The following is a 25479-nucleotide window of genomic DNA, read 5'->3' as shown; positions in this document are numbered from 1 at the left end:
GGCAACAATCCTGATACTGCGTGTAATTACGCCATTCATCATGGTGTTTGCCATGGGGTTGGCGTTCTTTGCCAGTTGTGTCTAGACTGGCCGGGTTCTTGTCGGGGTGCCTTGCTTTGAGGCTGAGATCGAATAATTTCGGATCCCGTTGAACCTGATCAGGTTAGCGCCTGCGTAGGGAACAAGATTTCTCGTCACCCGGCGAGTCCTCTTGTGCTTCGTCCGGGATGTTGTTCGACAATCGAACACCCCTCGAGCACTGAGCACAGCACAGCTGGTTTTCCCAGCGCCCGTGCGTCCATTCGTTTACAGGTTCGCTCCGACAAAAATCCACTGCCTGGATGTGTGTCTGGAGAGCCCGTGATGACTACAAAAGCAAAAATCGCCACCAACCTGAGTGATTCGGCCAAGGTCGATCAGCAATCGGTTCAGCCGTTTACCCGCTCGCAAAAAATCTATGTTCAGGGCACTCGCCCGGACATCCTCGTGCCGATGCGCGAAATCAGCCTGGACGTGACGCCGACCGACTTCGGTGGCGAGGTCAACGCACCGGTGGTGGTGTATGACACCTCGGGCCCGTACACCGACCCCAATGTGATCATCGATGTGCGCAAAGGCCTGGCCGATGTGCGTTCGCCGTGGATCGAATCCCGTGGCGACACCGAGCGCCTGAGCGGCCTGAGTTCGAATTTTGGCCAGGAGCGACTTGCCGATCCGGAGCTGACCAAGCTGCGCTTCGCCCACGTCAACAACCCGCGCCGCGCCAAGCCGGGCGCCAACGTCAGCCAGATGCACTATGCGCGCAAAGGCATCATCACCGCCGAGATGGAATACGTCGCCATCCGCGAAAACATGAAGCTGGAAGTGGCCCGCGCCGCCGGCCTGCTGGACCAGCAACACGCCGGCCACAGCTTCGGCGCCAGTGTGCCGAAAATCATCACCCCGGAATTCGTCCGTGACGAAATCGCCCGTGGCCGCGCGATCATTCCGGCCAACATCAACCACACCGAACTGGAACCGATGATCATCGGCCGTAACTTCCTGGTGAAGATCAACGGCAACATCGGCAACAGTGCACTGGGTTCGTCCATCGAAGAAGAAGTGGCGAAACTGACCTGGGGCATTCGCTGGGGTTCGGACACGGTCATGGACCTGTCCACGGGCAAGCACATCCATGAAACCCGCGAGTGGATCATCCGTAACTCGCCGGTGCCGATCGGTACGGTGCCGATCTACCAGGCCCTGGAAAAAGTCGGCGGCGTGGCCGAAGACCTGACCTGGGAGCTGTTCCGCGACACGCTGATCGAGCAGGCCGAGCAGGGCGTCGACTACTTCACCATCCACGCCGGCGTGCTGTTGCGCTATGTGCCGATGACCGCCAAGCGCGTGACCGGCATCGTCTCCCGTGGCGGTTCGATCATGGCCAAGTGGTGCCTGGCGCACCACAAAGAGAACTTCCTCTACACCCATTTCGAAGACATCTGCGAAATCATGAAGGCCTACGACGTCAGCTTCTCGCTGGGCGATGGCCTGCGTCCGGGCTCGATTGCCGACGCTAACGACGAAGCGCAGTTCGGCGAACTGGAGACCCTTGGCGAGCTGACCAAGATTGCCTGGAAACACGACGTGCAGTGCATGATCGAAGGCCCGGGCCACGTGCCGATGCAGTTGATCAAAGAGAACATGGACAAGCAGCTCGAATGCTGCGACGAGGCGCCGTTCTACACCCTTGGCCCGCTGACTACCGACATTGCGCCGGGCTATGACCACATCACCTCCGGTATCGGTGCGGCGATGATCGGCTGGTTCGGCTGCGCCATGCTTTGCTACGTGACGCCGAAGGAACACCTGGGCCTGCCGAACAAGGATGACGTGAAGACCGGGATCATTACCTACAAGATCGCCGCGCATGCCGCCGATCTGGCGAAGGGACATCCGGGTGCACAGATCCGCGACAATGCCTTGAGCAAGGCGCGTTTCGAGTTCCGTTGGGAAGACCAGTTCAACCTGGGCCTCGATCCGGACACTGCGCGTTCGTATCACGATGAAACCCTGCCGAAGGATTCGGCCAAGGTCGCGCATTTCTGCTCGATGTGCGGGCCGAAGTTCTGCTCGATGAAAATCACCCAGGAAGTCCGCGAGTATGCGGCCAACCAGCGGATCGAAGCGGTCGACGTGGACGTCGCCCAAGGCATGGCCGAGCAGGCCGAGCGCTTCAAGCAGGAAGGCAGTCAGCTGTATCAGAAAGTTTGATCTGAGCTGAGGTCGGCGGTGTTTTCACCGCCGCCATCGCGAGCAAGCTCGCTCCCACAAGGGATTTGTGAGCGCCGCAAGTCCCCTGTGGGAGCGAGCTTGCTCGCGATGACGATCATACAAACAAAAAATGTCCCTCTGAGATAACACCCTTGAGCATTCAACCCAGCACTTACTCCCCCGATATCGCGGTGCCAGCCGACAAACGCGTATTCGGCGGCCGTGATTTGTTTTCCCTGTGGTTCTCCCTCGGCATCGGCCTGATGGTGCTGCAGACCGGTGCCTTGCTTGCCCCAGGCCTTGGCCTGTCCGGTTCGTTGCTGGCGATTTTTCTCGGCACCCTGGTGGGCGTTTTGCTGCTGGCCGCCGTCGGTGTGATCGGTAGCGACACCGGCCTGTCGTCGATGGCCGCGCTCAAGCTCAGCCTCGGTGCCAAAGGCGCGAGCCTGCCGGCGGTGCTGAACCTGCTGCAACTGATTGGCTGGGGTTCGTTCGAAATCATCGTCATGCGCGATGCCGCCAGCCTGTTGGGCGCCAAGGCCTTCAATGAAGGCAGCCTGCTGTCCAATCCCGTGCTGTGGACGCTGTTTTTCGGTGCCCTTGCGACCTTGCTCGCGGTCAGCGGTCCATTGACGTTCGTGCGCAAGATCCTGCGTAAATGGGGCATCTGGCTGCTGCTGGCCGCGTGTGTCTGGCTGACCTGGAACCTGTTCGTCAAGGCTGACCTGGCCGCATTGTGGGCCCAGGCCGGTGACGGCTCGATGCCGTTCGCCGTGGGTTTCGACATCGCCATTGCCATGCCGCTCTCGTGGTTGCCGCTGATCGCCGACTACTCGCGCTTCGGCAAACGGGCGAAAAACGTCTTCGGCGGCACCGCCATCGGTTTCTTCATCGGCAATTTCTGGCTGATGAGCCTGGGCGTAGCCTACACACTGGCGTTCGCGCCGAGCGGTGAAGTCAATGCCTTGCTGCTGGCGCTGGCCGGCGCCGGTCTGGGGATTCCGCTGTTGTTGATTCTGCTGGATGAATCGGAAAACGCCTTTGCCGATATTCACTCGGCGGCGGTGTCCAGCGGGATTCTGTTGCGCGCCAAAGTCGAGCACCTGGCGTTGGCCATCGGCGTTATCTGCACGCTGATTGCCCTGCTGGCGCCGTTGGCCCAGTACCAGAACTTCCTGCTGCTGATCGGTTCGGTGTTTGCGCCGTTGTTCGGCGTGGTGCTGGTGGATCACTTCATCCTGCGCAAACGCAGTGGCCTGGTGGCGTCAGCCGCGTTGCGCTGGCCGGCGCTGCTCGCCTGGCTGGGCGGGGTCAGCACCTATCACTTGTTGGCCAACCTGTATCCGGATGTCGGCGCAACCCTGCCGGCACTGATAGTGGCAGGGTTGCTCCAGCTAGTGCTGGGCCGGGCCTTCAGTTACGGCCGGGAAACAGCTCGGGCTTGATGATGCCATTCAGGCGAGGGTAGGGGATCTTCAGTTCGACATGGCCCAGCGCGTAAGGCGCGATGGTGCTGGTTTCGTATTTGAGGATTACCCCACCGTAGGTCAGCGCCACGTTCTGGGTCTTCTGGAATGGCCAGCTCTTCACGAACTCCGGTTCCTGATCGAGCTTGGTGCTGATCAGCCAGCTGTTGTGCGCCACTTGTGCGGCTTTCCAAAACGCGTCTTCCTGCCCTGGCACCAGCATGTCCGACAGCGTCAGCACTTTATGCTGTTGGCGTGAATAGTTGATGAAACCTCGACCTGGGGTGCCATGGGCACCGCCGGTGTCCAGGTAGCTGGACAATTCGACGATCACCAAGCCGTCATGCTGCTCACGTACCTTTGCCTGCAGATAGCTGCTGAAGCGCGGGCCGGCGGTGCGCAAAAACTCTTCGCGATAGGCTGCCAGGGTCGGGGCGACCGGCGCGTCGGGTGAGGTGCGGGTCATTTGCAGCAGGCGCTTTTCGATGATGCCGTCCAGTGCAGGCTCGTCCGGGAAGTGCAGGGTGTCGATGTTGACCAGAGGGCAATCCGGGTTGCTGCAACCGGGCTTGAGTTGCTCGGAGGCGTCGCGGGTGGTTTCCAGCGGCGTCCGGTAGTTGGGCTGGAACAGGCTCGCGCAAGCGCCCAGGGTCAGGGCGATAGCGGCCACGGAGGCGATTTTGAAAAGCGACATGAGCGTCCTTTCTGAAACAGGGAAGACAAAAAGTTACCGGCTTCGACTCTCAACAAAGCAGTCAGTTCGCCACTAAGCTAATTAGAGTGGGTTTCGCCCTCACCGTCCATCCCACTGACGGGAAAGGGGCTGCATCAAACGTCACGGGCGCGTTAGGATGGCGCGAAGTCGAGGCCCAGGAAAAAAGCAGCCTCGATCAGGATTTGCAGTAAAAGAGGATAGTCATGACGGATTTTGCCAACGCCATTCCGACCGCCGTTGATATCGGGCGGCGCGAAAAGTGCTACGAGGGCTTCTACAAACTCGAACGCGTGCACTTGCGCCACGAATTGTTCGCCGGGGGCATGAGTCGCGAGATCAATCGTGAAGTGTTCGTTCGTCATGACGCGGTATGCATGCTGCCTTACGATCCACAACGCGATGAAGTGGTGCTGATCGAGCAGTTTCGCGTCGGTGCCATGGGCAAAACTGACAACCCGTGGCTGATCGAACTGGTCGCTGGTCTGATCGACAAGGATGAAGTACCGGAAGCAGTTGCTCACCGCGAAGCGCAGGAGGAAGCTGGGCTTGAAATCGGGGCGCTCTGGCCGATGACCAAATACTTTCCATCGCCGGGCGGCAGCAACGAATTCGTGCATCTGTACCTGGGGCGTTGCGACACTACCGGGGTTGGCGGCCTGCATGGGCTGGAGGAAGAGGCAGAAGACATCCGCGTCACGGTCTGGGCTTTCGAAGATGCCCTGCAAGCCGTGCGCGACGGGCGTATTGCCAACGCGGCGAGCATCATTGCCTTGCAATGGCTGGCTTTGAACCGCGTTGAAGTGAGGGGGTTATGGTCGTAAACAAGCTGCGCGATCGCTATCGGGTGGACCTGGTGGGGCTGCAAGCGTCCTGCGAGGCGAACTACGCGCGCTTGATGCGACTGCTGCCGGACATGCGCAGCGAGCCCGCCGCGCGGCGCATCGCCGTGACCCATGGCGACCAGATGCTCGGTGTGCTGGCACTGGAAGTCCTGCTGACCTGCCCCTACACCACGACCCTGCAAGTGCGTCAGGAACACAGCTTGCCCTGGCTGCCGGTGCCGCAACTGGAAGTGCAGGTCTATCACGACGCGCGCATGGCCGAAGTGGTCAGCGCCGAACATGCACGACGCTTTCGCGGCATCTATCCTTACCCGAACGCCTCGATGCACCAGCCGGACGAAAAGGCCCAGCTGAACATGTTTCTGGGCGAATGGCTGAGCCATTGCCTGGCGCTGGGGCACGAGTACGAAGTTGTCCGTTAAACGAGCAACGCAGTTGTGAACCGTGTCAGGTTCAACAGTTTCCCCTTTCGGTCATCCCCCAGCATAATTGCGGCACTTACCCATCCCCGTGATCACGCCCTGGGAGAACGCCTTGCCGAGCGTATCCACATTGACCACCGCCGATCCAGCGTTGCTGGTGCAACTCTCCGACAGTCACCTGTTTGCCGAAGCGGACGGTGTGTTGCTGGGCATGAACACCCGCGACAGCCTGCAAAAGGTCATCGAACTGGTGCGCGCGCAACAGCCGCGGATTGACTTGATCCTGGCCACTGGGGACCTGTCCCAGGACGGGACGCTGGAGTCCTACAAACAATTTCGCGACATGACGCGTCAGCTCGATGCGCCGGCGCGCTGGATTCCCGGTAATCACGATGAGCCGCAGATCATGGCCGAGGCGGCGGTGCAGAGCGCTTTGCTCGAACCGGTGGTGGATATCGGCAACTGGCGGGTCACGTTGCTCGATTCGGCGGTGCCAGGCTCGGTGCCGGGTTATTTGCAGGATGAACAGTTGCAGTTGCTCGTCCGCTCATTGAGCGAAGCGCCGGAACGTCATCATCTGGTGTGCTTCCACCATCACCCGGTGTCCATCGGTTGTGCATGGATGGAACCGATCGGCTTGCGCAATCCCGAGGCGCTGTTCGCCGTGCTGGATCGCTTCGAGCAGGTACGTGCGGTGCTGTGGGGGCATGTGCACCAGGAAATCGACCGGATGCGCAACGGCGTACGTTTGATCGCCTCGCCCTCGACCTGCATCCAGTTCGAGCCCGGCAGTGAGGATTTTAAGGTCGGGGAACAGGCCCCCGGGTATCGCTGGCTGCGGTTGCTGCCCGATGGGCGGTTGGAAACGGGTGTCGAGCGGGTCACCGGGTTTGATTTCACTGTGGATTACGGTTCCAACGGCTACTGACCCCCCCTGTAGGAGCGAGCTCGCTCGCGATTAACCTGAGAACGCCGCGGGGCGCCAGGTTTGCACCGTTATCGTCGACGCCCATCGCGAGCAAACGCGCTCCTACAGTAAACTCCGCCTCTTTAGCCGACGCACAGGGAGCTCAAATGTCCGGTTCGATCCTTTATATCCACGGCTTCAACAGCTCGCCGTTGTCGAAGAAGGCCTGTCAGTTGGTCGAGGTGATGGAGCGTCTGGGCCTGAGCGAACACTTGCGCGTTCCGGCATTGCACCATCACCCACGCCAGGCTATCGAGCAGCTGGAGCAGGCGATTGCCGAGCTGGGGCGGCCACTGCTGGTCGGCAGCTCGCTCGGCGGCTACTATGCCACTCACTTGGCCGAGCGCCATGGCTTGAAAGCCCTGTTGATCAACCCTGCCGTCAGCCCGCATCGGATGTTCGACGGCTATCTGGGGCCGCAGAAAAACCTGTATACCGAAGAGACCTGGGAAATGACCCACGACCACGTGGTGGCCCTGGCCGAGCTGGAAGTGCCGGCGCCCCAGGATCCACAGCGTTATCAGGTATGGTTGCAGACGGCTGACGAAACGCTGGACTATCGCCTCGCCCAGCAGTATTACCGGGCATGCGCCTTGCGTATCCAGGCCGGCGGCGACCACAGTTTCCAGGGTTTTGCCGGGCAATTGCCGGCCATGTTGAGTTTTGCCGGCATTGGCGCCGATTTGTATCAGGCAATCGATTTCACCGCACTGTGAGCGATAGCCCCATGAATTCTTTTTTCACCGAACACTGACGATGAGACCCCATGGCCACTCCCAGCGCTAGCTCTTATAACGCAGACGCCATCGAAGTCCTCTCGGGCCTCGACCCGGTGCGCAAACGCCCCGGCATGTACACCGACACCAGTCGGCCGAACCACCTTGCCCAGGAAGTCATCGACAACAGTGTCGATGAAGCCTTGGCCGGGCATGCCACATCGGTGCAGGTGATCCTGCATGCCGACCATTCCCTGGAGGTCAGCGATGACGGCCGAGGCATGCCGGTGGACATTCACCCCGAGGAAGGTGTTTCGGGCGTCGAGTTGATCCTCACCAAGCTGCATGCCGGTGGCAAGTTTTCCAACAAGAACTACCAGTTCTCCGGCGGCCTGCACGGGGTGGGTATTTCCGTGGTCAACGCCTTGTCCACCGAAGTGCGGGTGCGTGTAAAACGTGACGGCAACGAATACCAAATGACCTTCAAGGATGGCTACAAGGCCACCGAGCTTGAAGTTGTCGGTACTGTCGGCAAGCGCAATACCGGGACCAGCGTGTTCTTTGCGCCGGACCCGAAATACTTCGACTCACCAAAATTCTCCATCAGCCGTCTCAAGCACGTGCTCAAGGCCAAGGCTGTTCTGTGCCCGGGCTTGCTGGTCAGTTTTGAAGACAAGGCCACCGGCGAGAAAGTCGAATGGCATTACGAAGACGGCCTGCGTTCCTATCTGGTGGATGCGGTCAGCGAATTCGAGCGCCTGCCGGATGAGCCGTTCTGCGGCAGCCTGGCCGGTAACAAGGAAGCGGTGGATTGGGCGCTGCTGTGGTTGCCGGAAGGTGGCGATGCGGTGCAGGAAAGCTACGTCAACCTGATCCCGACGGCCCAAGGCGGTACCCATGTCAACGGTCTGCGTCAGGGCCTGCTCGACGCCATGCGCGAGTTCTGCGAATTCCGCAGCCTGCTGCCGCGTGGTGTGAAGCTGGCACCGGAAGACGTCTGGGAACGCATCGCCTTCGTTCTGTCGATGAAGATGCAGGAACCGCAATTCTCCGGGCAGACCAAGGAGCGGCTGTCGTCCCGTGAAGCGGCGGCGTTCGTCTCCGGTGTGGTCAAGGATGCGTTCAGCCTGTGGCTCAATGCCAACCCGGAAACCGGCATGCTGCTGGCGGAACTGGCGATCAACAACGCCGGCCGTCGCCTCAAGGCCAGCAAGAAGGTCGAGCGCAAACGCATTACCCAAGGCCCGGCGCTGCCGGGCAAGCTGGCCGACTGTGCCGGACAGGACCCGATGCGTTCCGAGCTGTTCCTGGTCGAAGGTGATTCCGCCGGCGGTTCGGCCAAGCAGGCGCGGGACAAGGAGTTCCAGGCGATCCTGCCGCTGCGCGGCAAGATCCTCAATACCTGGGAAGTCGACGGCAGCGAAGTGCTGGCCAGCCAGGAAGTGCACAACATTGCCGTGGCCATCGGTGTCGATCCGGGCGCGGCGGACATGAGCCAGCTGCGCTACGGCAAGATCTGCATCCTCGCCGACGCCGACTCCGACGGTCTGCACATCGCGACCTTGCTGTGCGCCTTGTTCGTCCAGCATTTCCGCCCGTTGGTCGATGCCGGTCACGTCTACGTCGCGATGCCGCCGTTGTACCGCATCGACCTGGGCAAAGAGATCTACTACGCCCTCGATGAAGCCGAGCGCGACGGGATTCTCGATCGCCTGGTGGCCGAGAAGAAGCGCGGCAAGCCGCAGGTCACCCGATTCAAGGGGCTGGGCGAAATGAACCCGCCGCAGTTGCGCGAGACCACCATGGACCCGAACACCCGGCGTCTGGTGCAGTTGACCCTGGAAGATTTCGAGGCTACCTCGGAGATGATGGACATGTTGCTGGCGAAGAAGCGTGCCGGTGACCGCAAGACCTGGCTGGAGTCCAAGGGCAACCTGGCCGAGGTGCTGGGCTGATGCGCTTGGGCTTTGCCCTGGCGTGTGCGTTGCTGCTGACCTCAATGACGGTGTCTGGCGAACCGACACCGCAACTGCGTCTACTGTCCGAGCATGCCGTCGATGGCATGCGCGGCGGCAACCTGTCCGGGTTGGCCCAGTGCGGCAAGGAGCTGTGGACGGTCTCCGATCGTGACGATGATCAGATCTATCGTCTCGATACCCGGGCCAACGTCTGGCGCGCAGAGGCCGTGGGCATCGGCGTACCTGTAGTACCTGACAGCGGGTTGCCTTGGGGATTGCGTTCGCGGACCTGGGCCGCTTCGTTCGTGCGTGGCGGCAATCTGGATTTCGAAGGCATCACCTGTGACAGCGCCGGCAATCGTTACGTGGTCAGCGAATCCCATGCAGCGGTACTGCAAATACCGCCAACCGGGCCGACTTCCTGGCTGAAGATTCCGCCGCTCATGGTGCGTGAAGCCCGGGCCAGCGGCATGTTGTTACGTTTCAATGCACTGTTCGAAGGCCTTGCGATCAATCCTGAAGGTGACCAGTTGTGGTTGGCTGCCGAGCGCGAGAGCCGCGGTTTGCTGCTGATCAAGCGCAAGCAATCGGTGTGGGACTGCGAGGGTGGATGCGTGCTGCTGAGTGAAGCCGGGAAAGAAATGCAACCCGCACAGTTTCCCAACGCCAGAGCGATGCCTCGGGATTTTGCCGATCTGTCATTGTTCAACGGCAAGCTGTTTACCCTGGAGCGCAAATCGTTCGAGGTCTGCCGCCGAGATGCGCTGACCGCCAAAGTCGAGCGTTGCTGGTCGTTTGCCGAAGAGGCATTGCAGGAGAATCGGCGTTATCCACAGGATTATGGCCTCGCGGAAGCGCTGGTAGTGGACGCTCACGGTGTCTGGATCGGTATCGACAATAACAACGGTGCTCGCGCCGATGGCGAAGTCCGTCCGGTGGTCTGGCGTTTTGCTGCACCGGAAGGTGGCTGGAGTGCCAAGTCATGAGACAACGAAGCCCGGGGCAGCGCATCGGCCGGGTGTTTATGGTACTGGCCTGGTGTGCCGCGTTGTTTCTGGCCACGCGTTTTTTCGGCCAGTGGGAAGCGCGTCAGCAAAATCCGAACGTGGTGGTCAGTTCGGAGCAGGGCGAGGGTTTCATTGAGGTGAAACTGGTGAGCAATGCGCAGGGGCATTTCGTCGCCAGCGGTCAGATCAACGGCCAACCGGTGGACTTCATGCTCGATACCGGGGCGACCGATGTGTCGATTCCGGCGGACCTGGCCAAGCGTTTGAAGCTGGAAGAAGGATTCGGCGTGACCCTGAGCACGGCCAATGGCCTGAGCCAGGGCTATCGCACCCGTATCGAGCGCCTGCAGCTGGGCGACATCGTGCTGCGGGATGTACGCGCACTGGTGGCCCCGGGGCTGCATGGCGATCAAGTGTTGCTCGGCATGAGCGCACTGAACAAACTTGAATTTACCCAGCGCGGTGGCACCATGCTGCTGCGCCAGACAACGAACCGATGAGGCCCGCATGAGCGACTCCCTTGATCTCAGCCTGGACGGTGTAGAACGCCGATCACTGGCTGACTTCACCGAAAATGCCTACCTCAACTACTCCATGTACGTGATCATGGACCGTGCCCTGCCGCATATCGGCGACGGTCTGAAACCGGTACAGCGGCGTATCGTCTACGCCATGAGCGAGCTGGGGCTGGACGCTGATTCCAAGCACAAGAAATCGGCACGTACCGTCGGTGACGTGCTCGGTAAATTCCACCCCCACGGCGACTCGGCCTGCTACGAAGCCATGGTGCTGATGGCCCAGCCGTTCAGCTATCGCTATACGTTGGTCGACGGTCAGGGCAACTGGGGTGCGCCGGATGATCCCAAGTCCTTCGCCGCCATGCGTTACACCGAAGCACGGCTGTCGCGTTATTCCGAAGTGCTGCTCAGCGAACTGGGCCAGGGCACGGCGGATTGGGGCCCGAACTTCGACGGTACGCTGGATGAGCCACTGGTGTTGCCGGCCCGCCTGCCGAACATCCTGCTCAACGGCACCACCGGCATCGCCGTGGGCATGGCCACCGACGTGCCGCCGCACAACCTGCGGGAAGTCGCCACGGCATGCGTGCGTTTGCTCGATGAACCCAAGGCCACGGTCGAACAGCTCTGTGAACACATCCAGGGCCCGGACTACCCGACCGAAGCGGAAATCATCACCCCGCGCGCCGACCTGCTGAAAATCTACGAAACCGGGCGCGGTTCTGTGCGCATGCGCGCCGTGTATCACATCGAAGACGGCGACATCATCGTCACCGCGCTGCCGCATCAGGTCTCGGGCGCCAAGGTGCTGGAGCAGATCGCCGCGATGATGCAGGCCAAGCCGTCCAAAGCGCCGCAAATTGCCGACCTGCGTGACGAATCCGACCACGAAAACCCGTGCCGGATCGTGATCATTCCGGGCGCACGGAAAAACTTCGACCACGATGCGCTGATGCAGCACCTGTTCGCCAGCACCGAGCTGGAGTCGAGCTACCGGGTCAACATCAACATCATCGGCCTGGATGGCAAGCCGCAGCTGAAAAACCTGCGGGCGCTGCTGGTCGAATGGCTGGAGTTCCGGGTGCAGACCGTGCGTCGTCGCCTGCAATTCCGCCTCGACAAGGTCGAGCGTCGCCTGCATCTCTTGGACGGTTTGTTGATCGCCTACCTCAACCTGGATGAAGTGATCCACATCATCCGCACCGAGGAGCAGCCACGGGCCAGGCTGATCGAACGCTTCGCCCTGAGCGAAATCCAGGCCGACTACATCCTCGACACCCGTCTGCGTCAGTTGGCGCGACTGGAAGAGATGAAGCTGCGTGCCGAGCAGGATGAACTGCTCAAGGAGCAAGCCAAGCTGCAAGCCCTGCTGAGCAGCGAAGCCAAGCTGAAGAAACTGGTGCGCAGCGAACTGATCAAGGACGCTGAAACCTACGGTGATGACCGCCGGTCGCCTATTGTCGAGCGCGCCGAAGCCAAGGCCCTGACCGAGCACGACCTGCTGCCGAACGAGAAAGTGACGGTGGTGCTGTCGGAAAAAGGCTGGATTCGCTCCGCCAAAGGCCACGAAATTGACGCCACCGGGCTTTCCTACAAGGCCGGGGACGGCTTCAAGGCACTGGCAGCCGGGCGCTCCAACCAGTTTGCCGTGTTTATCGACTCCACGGGCCGCAGTTATTCGGTGGCCGCCCACACCTTGCCGTCGGCCCGTGGCCAGGGCGAACCGCTGACCGGTCGCCTGACGCCGCCACCAGGGGCGAGTTTCGAGTGCGTGCTGATGCCGGAAGACGATGCGCTGTACGTGATCGCCTCCGACGCCGGCTACGGCTTCGTGGTCAAGGGTGAAGACCTGCAGGCCAAGAACAAGGCGGGCAAGGCCCTGTTGAGCCTGCCGAACAACGCCAAGGTCATGCTGCCGCGTCCTGTGGCCGATCGTGAGCAGAACTGGCTGGCGTCGGTGACGACCGAAGGTCGCCTGCTGATCTTCAAAATCAGCGACCTGCCACAATTAGGTAAAGGCAAAGGTAACAAGATCATCGGGATTCCCGGTGAGCGAGTGGCCAGTCGCGAAGAGTATGTGACGGACATCGCCGTATTGCCGGACGGTGCAACACTTGTGTTGCAGGCCGGGAAACGTACCTTGTCACTGAAAGCGGACGACCTCGAACACTACAAGGGTGAGCGTGGCCGTCGGGGCAACAAATTGCCGCGTGGCTTCCAGAGGGTCGATGCGCTGCTTGTCGAAAACCTCAATTAGGTGCCCCCTGGAAGCGCCGAACTATGAATTAACCCGTAGTTCGGCGCTTTACGCTGGAGTCGGAACGCATATTCACGGATGATATGGCCTTTCAAGCGCCGGCATTGCCGCGCGTTCTTCATATTTATTGAGTATTTTCACTGTGGTCAGCCTTTTAGCGACCACCTGGATGGGACGATGACTGCTCTGCGCCTTCCTTTTATTCTTTTGCTCGCCGGCGTTCTTGGCCTGGCGGGTTGCAGCGTTCACCAGCCGGTGTCGTTGTATCAACTGGACGCGGGAAGTCCGGTTCAGCCCGCACAGAACGCGGGCATGGCGGTATTGTTGGGGCCGGTCACCGTGGCCGACTATCTGCAACGCGAAACCCTGTTGCAGCGTCAGCCCGATGGCAGTTTGCAAGCCTCGACCGACGGTCGTTGGGCTGGCAGCCTTTCGTCGGATATCGATCAGCTGCTGCTGCGCCAGGTCGCGGGTCGCCTGGACAGTCAGCGCGTAGTGCTGGCCCCGGCGACATTGGGCTTCACCCCCGACGTTCAGGTGCTGCTGACCATCACGCGCCTGGATTCGGGTGAAAAACAACCGGCGATCCTCGACGCGCAATGGCGCCTGATCGACCGTCGCGGGCAGGTCCGCGACAACCGCATCATCCATTTGCAGGAACAGCATGCCGGTACCACGGCGGCGCAGGTCCAGGCACAGGGTGTGTTGTTGCAACGCCTGGCCGAACAACTGTCGGTGGCGCTCAAGCCCTTGGCCAATCAGCCGCCGATCGCCGAAGCCCCACGCAAGCCGGCAGCCAAGGCGGCAGCACCTGCGGTAGAGCAGGAAAAGCAGCCGAAGATCCCGATGGCCGCGCCTATTCGTACGGATATGGAAGTGTTCCGCTTCTAAGTGTGGACTGAATCCATACAAAGCCCGCATTGATGCGGGCTTTGTTGTTTTTACAGGTTGGAGATATCTAGCGCCTGTTCTGGCCTCTTCGCGAGCAAGCTCGCTCCCACAGGGGATCTTCAGTGAGCACACCTTTGGGCTAACCCGGATGAAGTGTGGGAGCGGGCTTGCTCGCGAAGAGGCCAGAACAGGCAACAAAAAAGCCCGCAGACGATCACTCATCTGCGGGCTTCTTCATATCGAGGTTAAGGCTTAAGCGCGACGCTCATGCATCCGCGCCAGTTGCCGTTCAAGCATCGACGGATACGGCTCCATCAACCGCTCTACGCAGCACGCGCCCTCAGGGCTGGCGATTGGGCGGATTCGTGCACGTTGACGGATCAACGTGTCGTCACTGATCTTGCGCTCCACCAGCAGCAGGTTGCGGCTGTGTTGCGACAGGGCCAGGGCGTCCTGGGCAGGGTCGGTCAGCAGCAAGTCGATCTGGCTCAGGCCGAACAACTCGTCGCCCAGGGTCAGGCCCAGCTGCAATTGCAGGGTGATGCCACTGTCCGCGACTTCGATCTGCAACTGGTGGCCCAGGGCCCGCAGCAGCTCGCCACAGCAAATGGCGTTGGTCAGGTAATCGTCGCCGCTGTCTTCGGTGTGGAACAGCATCAGCGTGCTGCCATCGTTCAAGGTCTCTACTTCGCCCTGATACAGGGAAGCTGCCTGGTCGAGGCAATCGCGATAGCGCTCGAGCAGTTCTTCAAGACGCGCCCGCGGCAGGCGTCGCAGTTGCTCCTGGGAGCCCAGCTGCACCGCCAGTACCGCGCTGTGCTGTGGCACGCTCGGCGTGGCTTTGCGAATCACCGGTTGTGGGGGGCTGTCCAGCGACTCGTCGCGCAGATCGGCGAACGGGTCTTCGTCATCGTCGTCTTCAACGGTGCTGACGATCTGTCGTGGCGCTGGTTTGAGCGCCGCTACCGGGCGGCTCTCGTCGAAACTCGGATCACGCAGGTTACGGACTTCGAAGGCCGGGTCGGCCTCGTCATCCATGTCGTCGAACTCCGGTTCCGGTTCTGGCACAGGGGCCGGTTCCGGGGCGAAGTTGGCGTGCAGCTGGCGCGCCAGGTCGCCAATTTCGTCCTGGCGGTCGGTGGCCGGGGTGTATTCATCGATATTGCGCAGCCACACCCGCAATTGCAGCAGCGGCGTGGAGAGATAACGCCCCATGCGCAGGCTCAGGGCCAAGGACAGGGCCAGCAGGATTGCACTCAGAATGCCCATGCTTTGCAGGCTGATGGTCATCGGCTGCTGGAACTGGTCCATGTCCAGGCTGATGCGCAATTGCCCGGCAGTCACGTCCTGGAAGGTGATCTTGCTTTGGTACATGCCCTCGGCTTCGCCCAGCAGGCCATGCTTGGGACGCTGGCCGGATTCGGCGAGGATGCGGTTGTCCGGGCTGTAGATGGCGGCGTGGGCCACCAGCTTGTTCTTGGTCAGGTTGTTGAGCAGCACGTTGAGGCTGAGGATGTCGTTGGACACCAACAGCTCGGTGGCCGAGGTGGCCGTCTGCGTGGTCAGGCTTTCGCCCAGCGCATCCGCCTGCTCGTGCATGGCCTGCTTGAACTGCAGGCCCATCACACCGGCATAGATGACCAGAGCCAGGGCGACCAGGATCACGTTATGGCTGGCGATGCGCAATGCAATCGGTACACGGCGGTGGCGCAGTGCCCGGAAGATCAGCAGGAAGAAGTTGTCGGTTTTTACTGGCGTGGGCCGGTTCACTTGAGCTCGGCTCTTTTGTCCGTGAAGTTGACGCGCAGTATAGCGACAGGCCCTAGACCGTCAAAGCGCTCACGGTGCCCGATGGTCACTGAAAGTGGGTAGAATGCGGTTTTTTTCCACTTGCGGGGGTGCGCCTTGCGCGAAATCGTCCTGATAAACATCACGGGAGTCGACCGTCCGGGTCTGACTGCGGCCATTACCGGCGTTCTGGCCCAGGGTGGTGTGAACATTCTCGACATCGGTCAGGCGGTGATCCACGACACTTTGTCGTTCGGCATCCTGGTTGAAATTCCCGACACCGAGCAAGGCAAGTCCGTGCTCAAGGACATCTTGTTCAGGGGCTATGAGCTCGATCAACAAGTGCGTTTCACGCCGGTGTCCGAACAGGATTACCAGCAGTGGGTCGGCAATCAGGGCAAAAAGCGCCACATTGTGACCCTGTTGACCCGCAAAGTGACAGCCGAACAGTTGCAGGCCGTGAGTTCGATCACCGCCAAATATGGCCTGAACATCGACCACATCGATCGCCTGTCCGGGCGCATGCCGCTGGACACCCCGGCCGACAAGGGCAAGGGTTGCATCGAGTTTTCCGTGCGTGGCGAGGCGGCTGATCCGCAGGCGCTGCGTGCCGAATTCCTCAGCGTCGCCCAAGAACTGAACGTCGACATCGCCTTCCAGGAAGATTCGCTGTTCCGTCGCAACCGTCGCCTGGCGGTGTTCGACATGGATTCAACGCTGATCGAAGCCGAAGTGATCGATGAGCTGGCCAAGGCAGCCGGCGTCGGCGACAAAGTGTCGGAAATCACCGAGCGGGCAATGGCCGGTGAGCTGGATTTCCGTGCCAGCTTCAAGGAGCGCCTGGCCTTGCTCAAAGGTCTGGACGTCAATGTACTGGACTCCATCGGTGCCTCGCTGCGCCTGACCGAAGGCGCCGAAACCCTGTTCGCCGAACTCAAGCGCCTGGGCTACAAGACCGCGATTCTGTCGGGCGGCTTCACCTACTTCGCCAAGCAATTGCAGGCCAAGCTGGGTATCGACTACGTGTTCGCCAACGAACTTGAAGTGGTCGACGGCAAAGTCACCGGCGTGGCGGTCGAGCCGATTGTCGATGCACAGCGCAAGGCAGACTTGTTGAAAGAATTGGCACACAAGGAAGGCTTGCGCCTGGAGCAGACCATTGCCGTCGGCGATGGCGCCAACGATCTGCCGATGCTGGCGATTGCCGGATTGGGCGTGGCATTCCGTGCCAAGCCGCTGGTGAAACAGTCGGCCAAGCAGGCGATTTCCACCCTGGGGCTGGATGGTGTGCTGTATCTGCTGGGTTTCCGCGATCGCGACGGCCAGCTGTAACACTGCAAAACTACTGTAGGAGCGAGCTTGCTCGCGATGGTGGTCAACGAAGACGCGGGCTTTCTGAATGCCCGCGTCGCTCTATGGTTCATCGCGAGCAGGCTCGCTTCTACAGGTATGTGCGTTGATCAGGCCTTCGGTGCGCCCATGCCCTGACCCATCTGCACCGCTGTACCAGCGGTCATTTCTTCAGCCCACTTCACCTGATCCGGCCCGAACAGCACGACAGCGGTCGAACCCAATTTGAAGCGACCCAGTTCCGCACCTTTTTCCAGGTGGATCGGCGCGCGTGCTGCTTCGTCGTAACGGAAGGTTTTCAGCTCGCGCTTCGGCGGTGTCACCAGACCGGCCCACACGGTTTCAATCGACGCCACAATCATCGCACCCACCAGCACCACGGCCATCGGGCCGCGTTCGGTGTCGAAAATGCACGCCACGCGTTCGTTGCGGGCAAACAATTCCGGAACGTTTTCAGCAGTGGTCTGGTTGACCGAGAACAGGCGGCCCGGAATGTAGACCATCTCGCGCAGGGTGCCGGCCAGTGGCATGTGCACGCGGTGGTAGTCCTTCGGCGACAGGTAGATGGTCGCGAATTCGCCACCCATGAACGGCGCAGCGTTTGCCGCATCGCCACCCAACAGTTCCAGCACGCTGAAGCTGTGGCCCTTGGCCTGGAACACGCGGCCGTGCTCGATCGGGCCGAGCTGGCTGATCGCGCCGTCGGCAGGACTGAGGATCGCGCCCGGGGTCTCGTCCAGCGGACGGGCACCGTCTTTCAGTGCGCGGGTGAAGAACGCATTGAAGTGCTCGTAGGCGGTCAGGTCTTCGACCAGCGCCTGGGACATGTCCACCTGATAACGCTTGGCGAACCAGGCGGTAAAGGCATTCTTGAACCAACGCACGCGGCATTCGGCGATGCAGCCGGCCAGTCGCGAGAGCAGGTTGTGGGGCAGCAGGTACTGGCTGACGATAAACAGACGCTTGTTCATTAACTGTCCTTGAAAAACTTAAATCTCTACGGGCGTATCGGGGTGGTTGCCCCATTCGCCCCAGGAGCCGGCGTAGCCTTTGACCCGCGGATAACCGAGAGCCTTGGCCACCAGATAGGTGAAGCCGGACCTGTGATGGGTCTGGCAGTGGGTAATCACTTCTTTGTCTTTGTTGATCCCGAGTTGATCGAGGATCTGCTGCATGTCGGTGCGGATGCGCAGCTGGCGCGCCTGATCCATACCGGCGGTCCATTCGAAATTGACCGCGCCGGGAATGTGTCCGCCCTTGGCTGCCAGGACTTTCTCGCCCGAGTACTCCAGCGGCCCGCGCGCATCCCAGATTGCCAGGTCGGCGGCACCGAGACGGCTTTGCAGGTATTCGCGGGTGGCGGTGGGTTCATCGTGCAGGGTCAACGCAACCGGACCGCCCACGTGCGGCGGGACCTGGATCGACATGGGCAAGCCTGCTGCCAGCCAGGCTGTCAGGCCACCGTCAATATAGTGGTACTTGCTGTGGCCGATGACATCCAGCAGCCAGATGAAGCGTCCGGCCCAACCGCCGCCTTCGTCGTCATACACTACGTAGACCGCATCGGGATTGTGTCCCAGCTCACCAAACAACGCTTCGAGTGCTGCCTGCGGGGGCATCAGTCCAGGAGCGGGCGCCTGACCCAGTTGCGTGCGTTTAGGATCGACAAAGCGCGCGCCGGGAATGTGCCCTTCGGCGTAGCGGGCGGCACTGGTCAAGTCCACCAGAATCAGTTCGCGGGCGTCGAGGCGAGGGAGCAAGTCGCTCGGCTCGATCACCAGCGGCAAGCCAGAGAAGTCAGACATGTGAGGTCTCCAGAGCACAAAAGGGAGGATTGTAGCGCAGCTTATTGGCCTCGGCTGCTAAAGCTGTGCAGGGCTTTTTCGATGCATTGTGCGGTTTTGCCGAAGGCCTGTACGGAAATTTCTGAAAGCGGCCCACCGCCCTGATCCGCCACGACGATCATGATCACCCGGCCATTGTTGACCAGCGAGCGCAGCAGCAGGTGTTCGCCGCTGAACTGCGAGCGCAGGCTGTTGGGCAGCAGGGCCGAGAATTGCGCATTGTTGGCCGGTGTCAGGCGGACCTGGGCCTGTTGCGCAAGCAGGCGTTGCAACACGTTGCTCTGGCTGACCACGAAGTTCAGCCCGGCCGCCTCTTTCGGCAGGCCGGCCGTCTGGTGCACGCGCAGGTTGGCGTGGGTGCGATCGGCCATCAGGATCATCACCCGGCGCATGCCGCAGGCCACGAGGGCGTCACGGGCGGCGATGGTCAGGTGCATGGCGTTGGTGAAACGGCTCGGCTCGACCAGCAACTCGGTACATTGCTTGCGCCACTTCGCCAGGTCTTCGGCGGTAGGTGCCGCTGCCGGCAGCAAGCCTGCGTGGACACGGTTCATGCCCCACGGCCAGATCAGCGACTCGGCGGGGTGCCAGAGGTCGGGCATGGCGTGTTGGCGTGCGCTGTTGGCGGCTTGCTGGTGCAATTGCTGCTGCACTTCGTCCATCGGCATTTGCAGGTAAAGGCTGGTCAGGTACTGCCAGCGCTCACTATGGGGGCTGTCCCAGGCGTGTTGCGCCGACAGCGCCAGCCCATTGGCCAGCAGCACTGTATTGGCCGGTTGATTGAGCCAGCGGCGCAGGGTCGGATCGTCATCGAGGCGATTCTGCTGGCGCAGTGGATGGTCGCTGTCACGGGCGATGCGCAGGACTTTCACCAGTTCCCGCTGCTCTGTGAGCAGCAATCGATAGCCTTGCTGCACCCAGATCGGCAAGCGCCAGACCTCCACCAGCGCCTGGCCGATTTCCAGCAGGCGTACGCCAAACAGTTGCTGCTCGACTTTGCGTGCCGACTCGCCTTTATGGATGACTCGCAGCTCCCAGTCTTCGAGCAGTTCTGGATGGGTCAGCGCCAGCGGCCACAGCGGCGAAAGAAACAGCAGGCTGCCCCAGTGGATATCCTGCCAAAGGCGCGCCAGGCGACTGGCAAAAAAACCGTTGGCCTGTTGCGTTGCGTGCTGGCTGATCATCTGCAGCTGACGCAAGGCTTTGGGGATGTCGGACTGGGGGGCGGCGGGCAAGCGTGCGAGCAGCTCTTCGGTGCGCTTCAGGCCGAGGCGATTGATTGCAATTTCAAGGTTTTCCGCAGGCTCGGTCATGCTGCCATGGGTGTGCCGGTTGGCTTCGCGAATCACGCTCAAGGCCAGGGCCGGGCTGCCTTGCATGAGGTCGGCGATATCGCGCAGCGAGCTGCGATTGTCGCGGATGGCCTTGCAGACACGGTCATGGCTGGCTTGCGGGATGGGAAGACGTACGCCATCGAGCAGCTTGACCCAGCCTTCGAGGGTCGTTGGTTTTGGTGTTGGAACGTTCGTTTCGTTAACCATGGTGGGAGGCGATCATCGTCAACATTACCTGTGCCCGGATGGGGTCAAATTAGCTTTTCGCCTGAACGGGCTATAGTCTGGCGCAGTTTTGCCGATAAGTAGAAGAAGAGATTTTTTAACTTCCGAATATGACCTTGAACCCGACTCAGTAAGTGCTCTCCTAACCTATGGCTAAAATTATCGGCATCATCGTCGTATTCGCGAGCGTGCTCGGCGGATACGTGCTTTCCCACGGCAAGATCGCCGCCCTGATACAACCTTTCGAGGTCATGATCATTGGCGGTGCGGCCCTCGGCGCCTTCTTGCAGGCCAACCCCGGCTACATGACGATGCACGTGCTCAAGAAGTCTCTGAGCATGTTCAGTTCACGTTTCAACCACGCCTTCTACCTTGAAGTGCTGGGCCTGATCTACGAGATCCTCAACAAGAGCCGCCGCGAAGGCATGATGGCCATCGAAGGCGACATCGAAGATGCCGCTGCGAGTCCGATCTTCGCGAAGTACCCGTCGGTACTCAAGGACGAGCGCATGACCGCGTTCATCTGCGATTACCTGCGCATCATGTCTTCCGGCAATATGGCTCCCCACGAACTGGAAGGCCTGTTCGACATGGAACTGTTCAGCCTCAAGGAAGACCTCGAGCACCCATCCCACGCGGTCAACGGCATCGCCGACGCCATGCCCGGTTTCGGTATCGTCGCGGCGGTACTGGGTATCGTGGTGACCATGGCTTCGCTGGGTGAGGGCGATCAGAAGTCCATCGGCCTGCACGTAGGTGCGGCACTGGTGGGTACCTTCTTCGGTATTCTCGCCGCCTACGGCTTCTTCGGCCCGCTGGCCCATTCCCTGGCCCATGATGCCAAGGAAGAACTGAACGTCTACGAAGCCATCAAGGCCTCGCTGGTGGCTTCGGCTTCCGGCATGCCGCCATCGCTGGCCGTGGAGTTCGGGCGCAAGGTCCTGTATCCGGCGCATCGTCCAAGCTTCGCCGAGCTGGAACAAGCGGTTCGCGGTCGTTAAGTTATGGAAAATAATCAGCCGATAATCATCAAGCGCGTCAAGCGCATCGCCGGTGGGCATCACGGGGGCGCGTGGAAAATCGCCTTCGCCGACTTCGCCACGGCGATGATGGCGTTCTTCCTGGTGTTGTGGCTGCTTTCCACCGCCACGCCGGAACAGAAAATTGCCATCGCCGGTTACTTCAAGGACCCGATCGGCTTTTCCGAAAGTGGCACGCCCTACATCATCGATCTGGGCGGCACGCCGACCCTGGCGCCGGAAAACACTCTCAACCCCGAGGTGAAGTCTCAGCCGCAGCCGGACAAGGTCACCATCGATACCGATCAGGTCGAAGGCATGGCCGAGCAGGTCGAAAAAGAGCGCCTCGAGCTGTTGCTGCAAGAACTGCAGAACAAGGTCGAAGAAAACCCGCAGATGCAGAAGTTCAAGGATCAGATCCTGTTCGAAATCACGGCGGACGGCCTGCGAATCCAGATCATGGACGCGGAAAACCGCCCGATGTTCGATTCAGGTTCAGCGCGTTTGAAACCGTATTTCGAAGACATCCTGCTGGCCATGGCCGACACCATCAAGGCGGTGCCGAACAAGATCAGTATCAGTGGCCACACCGATGCCAAGCCATACACGGGCACCGGTGATTTCGGTAACTGGGAACTGTCGGCCAACCGTGCCAACGCCGCGCGTCGTGCGCTGGTGGCGGGCAGCTATCCGGATGCGCAGGTGGCGCGCGTGGTCGGTTATGCCTCGTCGGCCCTGTTCGATCGCGAACATCCGTTCAACCCGGTGAACCGCCGTATCGACATCGTGGTGCTGACCAAGAAAGCCCAGCGTGCGATCGAAGGTTCGCAAGGTGCTGAGCCTGCTCCTGATGCACCGCAAGGTTCGGCTGCGCCGAGAGCCGCACCGGCTGCACCGGTCGACCCGAACGCGTTGCCGGCGGACAAGGAACCGCTGCCGGCGCACGAGCTTCGTGAACGGTTGAACTTGTTCGATGATCCAGCGCCGAAAACGGGTGACCCCGGTGCTCCGGCCGTGAAGCCGTGATTTCCGAGCGCTGAATGTAACGTAAAAGGAGAATGCCCGTATCTTGCGATACGGGCATTTTTTGAGCAGCGTTCACTGCGTGATGAGTGCGGACTCTGTAAAGAATCGAAGTTATTTATTAGGTGGCGTGAAGTCAATCTTGAAAGTTCCTCCTATTAATGCCGGCTTATCCTCACCATCAATGGGGTTTCCATAACAAGTAAACCTGCCTTCAAAATTCTTATCGCTAATGTCAGTAATGAATACTTCCCCTCGTTGGGCATACCACGACTCTGGATCGTTCGGAAAGCCTAAGCTGGGCTCAAATTTGATAACTTTCGGGTGAGACTTTAAATCATGGGGGCCTAATCCCCAGGTTGCCGGGATTGTAAACACAATGTAGTCGCTATTTTGGGATGAAGCGTTAATGTAACGATGCTCCGGATTACTATCACCATACAAAAAATATGACTCGAATGTGCGTTCTGCGTTTGCCAGTCGCATCACTGCAGCTACCTTCCCGTTCATTGGTTGTTTATCGTGCTTCTGAGCTGGTTTTTTAATATTCATATATAGGTTCTCGGTGTTGAAGGTGTCAGCCAGGCTGGCTGTGATCAGTCAACCTCTGCTCGTAAAACCTCAGAGAAAAAAGCGCGGTGAATTGTCGGGAGTTATCGCTCCATCCGAACTTTTCAAGTGCTCAGCCTCAGGCAACATGGTCAGTGTTTTTTTTGCTTTGATCTACTGTCATATCTGACAGGTTTTTAGAGCTAAGGATAATAAGCAATAGCTTTAGTTTGCTCATTGGCTCTAAGTGATTTTCTTTGACTGAATAAAAGGCTTCGATGTTGCGACAGTTTAATGACTCAAGTAAATAAAAGGTGAAGGATCGTTTTGCAGTGCAAAAAAACCATATCTGGCGATATGGTTTTTTAGGTGGGCAACTCAGAAGCCGCGAATAATCCTGGACTTGAGATCCGTGTGGAATCGATCAGCGTTAGTCCTGTTAACGCTACGCACCGACTCGCTACCGGTCACAGAATCCAGTGACATCGAGCGCTTGAGCATCGACTCGTTGCGATAAGCATCAATAAAGAACTCGATGTCCCGGTCGCTGGTCAGCTTCGGCCATTTGTCGAGGTACAGCGGCAGCTCTGTCGGGCCGGTCTTGAACGAGCAGATGCGTCGGTTGGTGATGGTCGCCTCGCCGATTTCGAACGGCACCCACCAGGACAGTGCGGTTTTCTCCGACACTACCGCCAGCAGGTGTGTGCATTCGCTGATATTGCGGGTGATCACTCCGGTGATGTCGTCGGTGGTCTGGGATTCGGCATCCAGTACGTCGAGGTAGGTCTTGATGTTGGCCTGCATCAGGCGCGTGTTGATGTTGATCGCGTGGGCGCGGTCCATGTGGCGGTAGCTGATAAACACTGGCATCAGAAATGTCCCTTGATCGCGAGTTCGCGGTAATAGGCGCCGAGGGCGGTGAGGCGGCAGCCGGTGGAGTGGATGGCGGCGTAGTACATGTGTTCGGCGTCCACCGGTTCGACCAGGCTGTGGCGGTTGCACTTTTGCAACTGGGCGAAGACCTCGCCCTGTTCCGGGTTGAACTCGGGCTCGGTGGGCTCAAAGCTGGGGGCGAGGGGGTACACCGACTCGGCTTCGGCAAACCATTCGGGGAGTTTGCGCAGGATTTCTTTGGGGATCAGCGGTGACACTTCGCGCAGGGAAATGAACTGCGAGACGTTGGTCTTGAACACCGGACGCTGTTCCCAGGCGTCAAGGGCATTGTCGACAAACGAATAGAGGCTGCCGGGGGTGATTTTGCCCAGGATGTTCGCGGCTCCGCCGTGCAGGGCCTGGAGCAGCAATCCGGTAAACACGCCGTGCTGCATGCCCTCCATCGCCGGTTCTTCCTTTTTACAGGCGGTCAGAATGGTCATGCCTTCGCCGACCACGCTGCCTTCGCTGCGCAAGGCGCGCAGTTCGCCGGCCGAGCCGCTCTGGCAACAATCGAGAATGATCACTTTGTTTTTGATCTTGGTGGCCTTGCTCGCCCAGTTGAGGATGTCGCTGAGGCGAATCCCGTCCTTGGCGCTCTTGTAATCCTGCGGGATCAACATGCCTTCGTCGGTGTCGGTGTCGAAGCTGCCGTGACCGGCGAAGTACAGTAGCGCGACATTGCAGTCACCGGAAAACAGCTCGCGGATCTGGTCTTCGAGTTTTGCCCTGCTCAGGAAGTCCTCGGCGGAAGTCAGCACGATGTTCTTGAAGTTCGGATCGCCATTGGCGTCGGTTTTCAGGACGGAGGCCATGGCCATGGCGTCATTGCTGCAACCGCTCAGGCGCGACACGTGGGTGTAGTCGTTGATGCCGATAAACAGTCCCTTGCGCATGGTTACACCGCCGTATGCTGGCGAATCGCGCTGATGATGCTGTTGGTGTTCCACGCACATTCGGCATGTGCCGCGTCACGTACCACCGTGGAAATGCGCTCGGCACCGAACGGCTTGATCGCAATGATCACCTTGCCCATGCGCTTGGCGATTTCGATTTCCTTGTTGATCCACTTGCTGTAGGTGGAGTACATCCCGGCCATGATCAATACCGCCGAACACGGGCGAATCTTGTTTTCGATGGCCTCCTCAAGTTGTTTGTCGGTTTTCGCGCCGACAATCGGGTTGTCCGGTGGAGCCGAGAAATTCTTGTACGTGAAACCAGGCTTGGCGTTGAGCAGGCGCACGAGATTGTCGTGGGCGTCGGAGTAGTTCCACGAGTGGCTGATGAACAGGTGGTAGGTTTGCATAGGTGTCCCTCGGAGTCGCTGGAGTGCGAAGAGGGCTAGAACTTAGGCGAATACAGGGCGGCTACAAGGAGGCGGTGCGGAAAGAGAAATGCCCTA

General features: G+C 60.0%; 23 protein-coding genes and 1 riboswitch. Of the genes, 14 read left to right on the top strand and 9 right to left on the bottom strand.

The genetic code is table 11. The features are described 5' to 3' along the window. The first annotated feature begins 92 nt into the window (after nucleotides 1–92). A riboswitch (TPP riboswitch) is annotated at nucleotides 93–198 on the top strand. 165 nt (nucleotides 199–363) lie between these two features. Next, nucleotides 364–2253 (top strand): phosphomethylpyrimidine synthase ThiC, encoded by a 1890-nt coding sequence (thiC, locus tag AC3WTM_RS15750; RefSeq protein WP_008063536.1) that lies wholly within the window; start codon nucleotides 364–366, stop codon nucleotides 2251–2253. A gap of 152 nt (nucleotides 2254–2405) precedes the next feature. Next, nucleotides 2406–3698 (top strand): putative hydroxymethylpyrimidine transporter CytX, encoded by a 1293-nt coding sequence (cytX, locus tag AC3WTM_RS15745; protein WP_102669299.1) that lies wholly within the window; start codon nucleotides 2406–2408, stop codon nucleotides 3696–3698. Here cytX and AC3WTM_RS15740 read toward each other — a convergent pair. After that, nucleotides 3667–4413 carry an RsiV family protein gene (locus tag AC3WTM_RS15740; protein WP_102669298.1) on the bottom strand — a complete coding sequence of 249 codons (747 nt, stop codon included), beginning with the start codon at nucleotides 4411–4413 and terminating at the stop codon, nucleotides 3667–3669. The two genes, cytX and AC3WTM_RS15740, sit on opposite strands and share 32 nt — an antisense overlap. Before the next feature lie 224 nt (nucleotides 4414–4637). On the opposite strand from AC3WTM_RS15740, the gene AC3WTM_RS15735 reads away from it, so the two are divergent. The 9 genes from AC3WTM_RS15735 (at nucleotide 4638) to AC3WTM_RS15695 (ending at nucleotide 14012) form a co-directional block, all read left to right on the top strand. Further along, nucleotides 4638–5255, top strand: coding sequence for an NUDIX domain-containing protein (locus AC3WTM_RS15735; RefSeq protein ID WP_102669297.1), 618 nt, complete (start codon nucleotides 4638–4640; stop codon nucleotides 5253–5255). Continuing rightward, the gene (locus tag AC3WTM_RS15730; protein ID WP_007977461.1) at nucleotides 5246–5698 is read left to right on the top strand and encodes a DUF1249 domain-containing protein; all 453 of its coding nucleotides are present in this window, start codon (nucleotides 5246–5248) and stop codon (nucleotides 5696–5698) included. The genes AC3WTM_RS15735 and AC3WTM_RS15730 overlap by 10 nt, the downstream gene beginning before the upstream one ends. Nucleotides 5699–5810: 112 nt before the next feature. Further along, nucleotides 5811–6626 (top strand): 3',5'-cyclic-AMP phosphodiesterase, encoded by an 816-nt coding sequence (gene cpdA, locus AC3WTM_RS15725; protein ID WP_102669296.1) that lies wholly within the window; start codon nucleotides 5811–5813, stop codon nucleotides 6624–6626. Between the two features lie 146 nt (nucleotides 6627–6772). Beyond that, nucleotides 6773–7381 carry a YqiA/YcfP family alpha/beta fold hydrolase gene (locus AC3WTM_RS15720; RefSeq protein WP_102669295.1) on the top strand — a complete coding sequence of 203 codons (609 nt, stop codon included), beginning with the start codon at nucleotides 6773–6775 and terminating at the stop codon, nucleotides 7379–7381. Nucleotides 7382–7431: 50 nt separating this feature from the next. Beyond that, nucleotides 7432–9336 carry a DNA topoisomerase IV subunit B gene (parE, locus tag AC3WTM_RS15715; RefSeq protein ID WP_007996550.1) on the top strand — a complete coding sequence of 635 codons (1905 nt, stop codon included), beginning with the start codon at nucleotides 7432–7434 and terminating at the stop codon, nucleotides 9334–9336. Further along, nucleotides 9336–10325, top strand: a complete 990-nt coding sequence (locus AC3WTM_RS15710; RefSeq protein ID WP_102669294.1) for an esterase-like activity of phytase family protein — start codon at nucleotides 9336–9338, stop codon at nucleotides 10323–10325. Before parE ends, AC3WTM_RS15710 begins: the two co-directional genes overlap by 1 nt. After that, the gene (locus tag AC3WTM_RS15705; RefSeq protein ID WP_102669293.1) at nucleotides 10322–10846 is read left to right on the top strand and encodes a retropepsin-like aspartic protease family protein; all 525 of its coding nucleotides are present in this window, start codon (nucleotides 10322–10324) and stop codon (nucleotides 10844–10846) included. The genes AC3WTM_RS15710 and AC3WTM_RS15705 overlap by 4 nt, the downstream gene beginning before the upstream one ends. 7 nt (nucleotides 10847–10853) lie before the next feature. Continuing rightward, nucleotides 10854–13121 carry a DNA topoisomerase IV subunit A gene (parC, locus tag AC3WTM_RS15700; protein ID WP_057396215.1) on the top strand — a complete coding sequence of 756 codons (2268 nt, stop codon included), beginning with the start codon at nucleotides 10854–10856 and terminating at the stop codon, nucleotides 13119–13121. 177 nt (nucleotides 13122–13298) lie between these two features. Next, a complete protein-coding gene (locus AC3WTM_RS15695) occupies nucleotides 13299–14012 on the top strand; it encodes a PqiC family protein (RefSeq protein WP_102669292.1) in 714 nt (237 codons plus the stop codon). A gap of 252 nt (nucleotides 14013–14264) precedes the next feature. On the opposite strand, the gene AC3WTM_RS15690 is transcribed toward AC3WTM_RS15695, so the two are convergent. Further along, a complete protein-coding gene (locus AC3WTM_RS15690) occupies nucleotides 14265–15782 on the bottom strand; it encodes an AhpA/YtjB family protein (protein ID WP_102669291.1) in 1518 nt (505 codons plus the stop codon). Nucleotides 15783–15917: 135 nt separating this feature from the next. Here AC3WTM_RS15690 and serB point away from each other — a divergent pair, with 135 nt between their 5' ends. Then, nucleotides 15918–17132: a phosphoserine phosphatase SerB gene (gene serB / locus AC3WTM_RS15685; protein WP_102669290.1), complete on the top strand. Its 1215-nt coding sequence runs from the start codon at nucleotides 15918–15920 to the stop codon at nucleotides 17130–17132. Nucleotides 17133–17260: 128 nt separating this feature from the next. On the opposite strand, the gene asd is transcribed toward serB, so the two are convergent. Genes asd through AC3WTM_RS15670 form a run of 3 tightly spaced genes read right to left on the bottom strand, consistent with a single transcriptional unit; the run spans nucleotide 17261 to nucleotide 20535 of the window. Further along, nucleotides 17261–18121, bottom strand: a complete 861-nt coding sequence (asd, locus tag AC3WTM_RS15680) for an archaetidylserine decarboxylase (protein ID WP_102669289.1) — start codon at nucleotides 18119–18121, stop codon at nucleotides 17261–17263. A gap of 18 nt (nucleotides 18122–18139) precedes the next feature. Then, nucleotides 18140–18955, bottom strand: coding sequence for a thiosulfate sulfurtransferase (gene rhdA / locus AC3WTM_RS15675; protein ID WP_102669288.1), 816 nt, complete (start codon nucleotides 18953–18955; stop codon nucleotides 18140–18142). Nucleotides 18956–18996: 41 nt separating this feature from the next. Continuing rightward, complete coding sequence (locus AC3WTM_RS15670; protein WP_102669287.1) at nucleotides 18997–20535, bottom strand: HDOD domain-containing protein; 1539 nt, start codon at nucleotides 20533–20535, stop codon at nucleotides 18997–18999. A 167-nt stretch (nucleotides 20536–20702) separates the two neighbouring features. Between AC3WTM_RS15670 and motA the strand changes: the two genes are divergently transcribed. Together motA and motB are read left to right on the top strand one after the other, a co-directional pair. Next, nucleotides 20703–21554 carry a flagellar motor stator protein MotA gene (gene motA, locus AC3WTM_RS15665; protein ID WP_102669286.1) on the top strand — a complete coding sequence of 284 codons (852 nt, stop codon included), beginning with the start codon at nucleotides 20703–20705 and terminating at the stop codon, nucleotides 21552–21554. Nucleotides 21555–21557: 3 nt separating this feature from the next. Continuing rightward, nucleotides 21558–22598, top strand: a complete 1041-nt coding sequence (motB, locus tag AC3WTM_RS15660; protein ID WP_102669285.1) for a flagellar motor protein MotB — start codon at nucleotides 21558–21560, stop codon at nucleotides 22596–22598. A 111-nt stretch (nucleotides 22599–22709) separates the two neighbouring features. On the opposite strand, the gene AC3WTM_RS15655 is transcribed toward motB, so the two are convergent. The 4 genes from AC3WTM_RS15655 to AC3WTM_RS15640 form a co-directional block, all read right to left on the bottom strand. Further along, a complete protein-coding gene (locus tag AC3WTM_RS15655) occupies nucleotides 22710–23147 on the bottom strand; it encodes a hypothetical protein (protein WP_102669284.1) in 438 nt (145 codons plus the stop codon). Between the two features lie 375 nt (nucleotides 23148–23522). After that, nucleotides 23523–24014, bottom strand: coding sequence for a toll/interleukin-1 receptor domain-containing protein (locus AC3WTM_RS15650; RefSeq protein WP_102669283.1), 492 nt, complete (start codon nucleotides 24012–24014; stop codon nucleotides 23523–23525). Beyond that, nucleotides 24014–24973, bottom strand: a complete 960-nt coding sequence (locus tag AC3WTM_RS15645) for a caspase family protein (protein WP_102669282.1) — start codon at nucleotides 24971–24973, stop codon at nucleotides 24014–24016. The genes AC3WTM_RS15650 and AC3WTM_RS15645 overlap by 1 nt, the downstream gene beginning before the upstream one ends. 2 nt (nucleotides 24974–24975) lie before the next feature. Continuing rightward, on the bottom strand, nucleotides 24976–25383 hold the full coding sequence (locus AC3WTM_RS15640; RefSeq protein ID WP_102669281.1) for a TIR domain-containing protein: 408 nt from the start codon (nucleotides 25381–25383) through the stop codon (nucleotides 24976–24978). Nucleotides 25384–25479: the final 96 nt, after the last annotated feature.

It is taken from the genome of Pseudomonas sp. EU05-FHT14B02, from assembly GCF_058791055.1.
Note: the sequence above shows the minus strand (reverse complement) of the source record. Positions and strands in the feature narration are given on the sequence as shown.

Excerpts from the sequence above, each read along its gene's own strand:
- thiC (WP_008063536.1), top strand. The coding sequence starts at position 364 with ATGACTACAAAAGCAAAAATCGCCACCAACCTGAGTGATTCGGCCAAG.
- AC3WTM_RS15740 (WP_102669298.1), bottom strand. The coding sequence starts at position 4,413 with ATGTCGCTTTTCAAAATCGCCTCCGTGGCCGCTATCGCCCTGACCCTG.
- AC3WTM_RS15735 (WP_102669297.1), top strand. The coding sequence starts at position 4,638 with ATGACGGATTTTGCCAACGCCATTCCGACCGCCGTTGATATCGGGCGG.
- AC3WTM_RS15730 (WP_007977461.1), top strand. The coding sequence starts at position 5,246 with ATGGTCGTAAACAAGCTGCGCGATCGCTATCGGGTGGACCTGGTGGGG.
- AC3WTM_RS15720 (WP_102669295.1), top strand. The coding sequence starts at position 6,773 with ATGTCCGGTTCGATCCTTTATATCCACGGCTTCAACAGCTCGCCGTTG.
- parE (WP_007996550.1), top strand. The coding sequence starts at position 7,432 with ATGGCCACTCCCAGCGCTAGCTCTTATAACGCAGACGCCATCGAAGTC.
- AC3WTM_RS15710 (WP_102669294.1), top strand. The coding sequence starts at position 9,336 with ATGCGCTTGGGCTTTGCCCTGGCGTGTGCGTTGCTGCTGACCTCAATG.
- AC3WTM_RS15705 (WP_102669293.1), top strand. The coding sequence starts at position 10,322 with ATGAGACAACGAAGCCCGGGGCAGCGCATCGGCCGGGTGTTTATGGTA.
- parC (WP_057396215.1), top strand. The coding sequence starts at position 10,854 with ATGAGCGACTCCCTTGATCTCAGCCTGGACGGTGTAGAACGCCGATCA.
- AC3WTM_RS15695 (WP_102669292.1), top strand. The coding sequence starts at position 13,299 with ATGACTGCTCTGCGCCTTCCTTTTATTCTTTTGCTCGCCGGCGTTCTT.
- asd (WP_102669289.1), bottom strand. The coding sequence starts at position 18,121 with ATGAACAAGCGTCTGTTTATCGTCAGCCAGTACCTGCTGCCCCACAAC.
- rhdA (WP_102669288.1), bottom strand. The coding sequence starts at position 18,955 with ATGTCTGACTTCTCTGGCTTGCCGCTGGTGATCGAGCCGAGCGACTTG.
- AC3WTM_RS15670 (WP_102669287.1), bottom strand. The coding sequence starts at position 20,535 with ATGGTTAACGAAACGAACGTTCCAACACCAAAACCAACGACCCTCGAA.
- motA (WP_102669286.1), top strand. The coding sequence starts at position 20,703 with ATGGCTAAAATTATCGGCATCATCGTCGTATTCGCGAGCGTGCTCGGC.
- motB (WP_102669285.1), top strand. The coding sequence starts at position 21,558 with ATGGAAAATAATCAGCCGATAATCATCAAGCGCGTCAAGCGCATCGCC.
- AC3WTM_RS15655 (WP_102669284.1), bottom strand. The coding sequence starts at position 23,147 with ATGAATATTAAAAAACCAGCTCAGAAGCACGATAAACAACCAATGAAC.
- AC3WTM_RS15650 (WP_102669283.1), bottom strand. The coding sequence starts at position 24,014 with ATGCCAGTGTTTATCAGCTACCGCCACATGGACCGCGCCCACGCGATC.
- AC3WTM_RS15645 (WP_102669282.1), bottom strand. The coding sequence starts at position 24,973 with ATGCGCAAGGGACTGTTTATCGGCATCAACGACTACACCCACGTGTCG.
- AC3WTM_RS15640 (WP_102669281.1), bottom strand. The coding sequence starts at position 25,383 with ATGCAAACCTACCACCTGTTCATCAGCCACTCGTGGAACTACTCCGAC.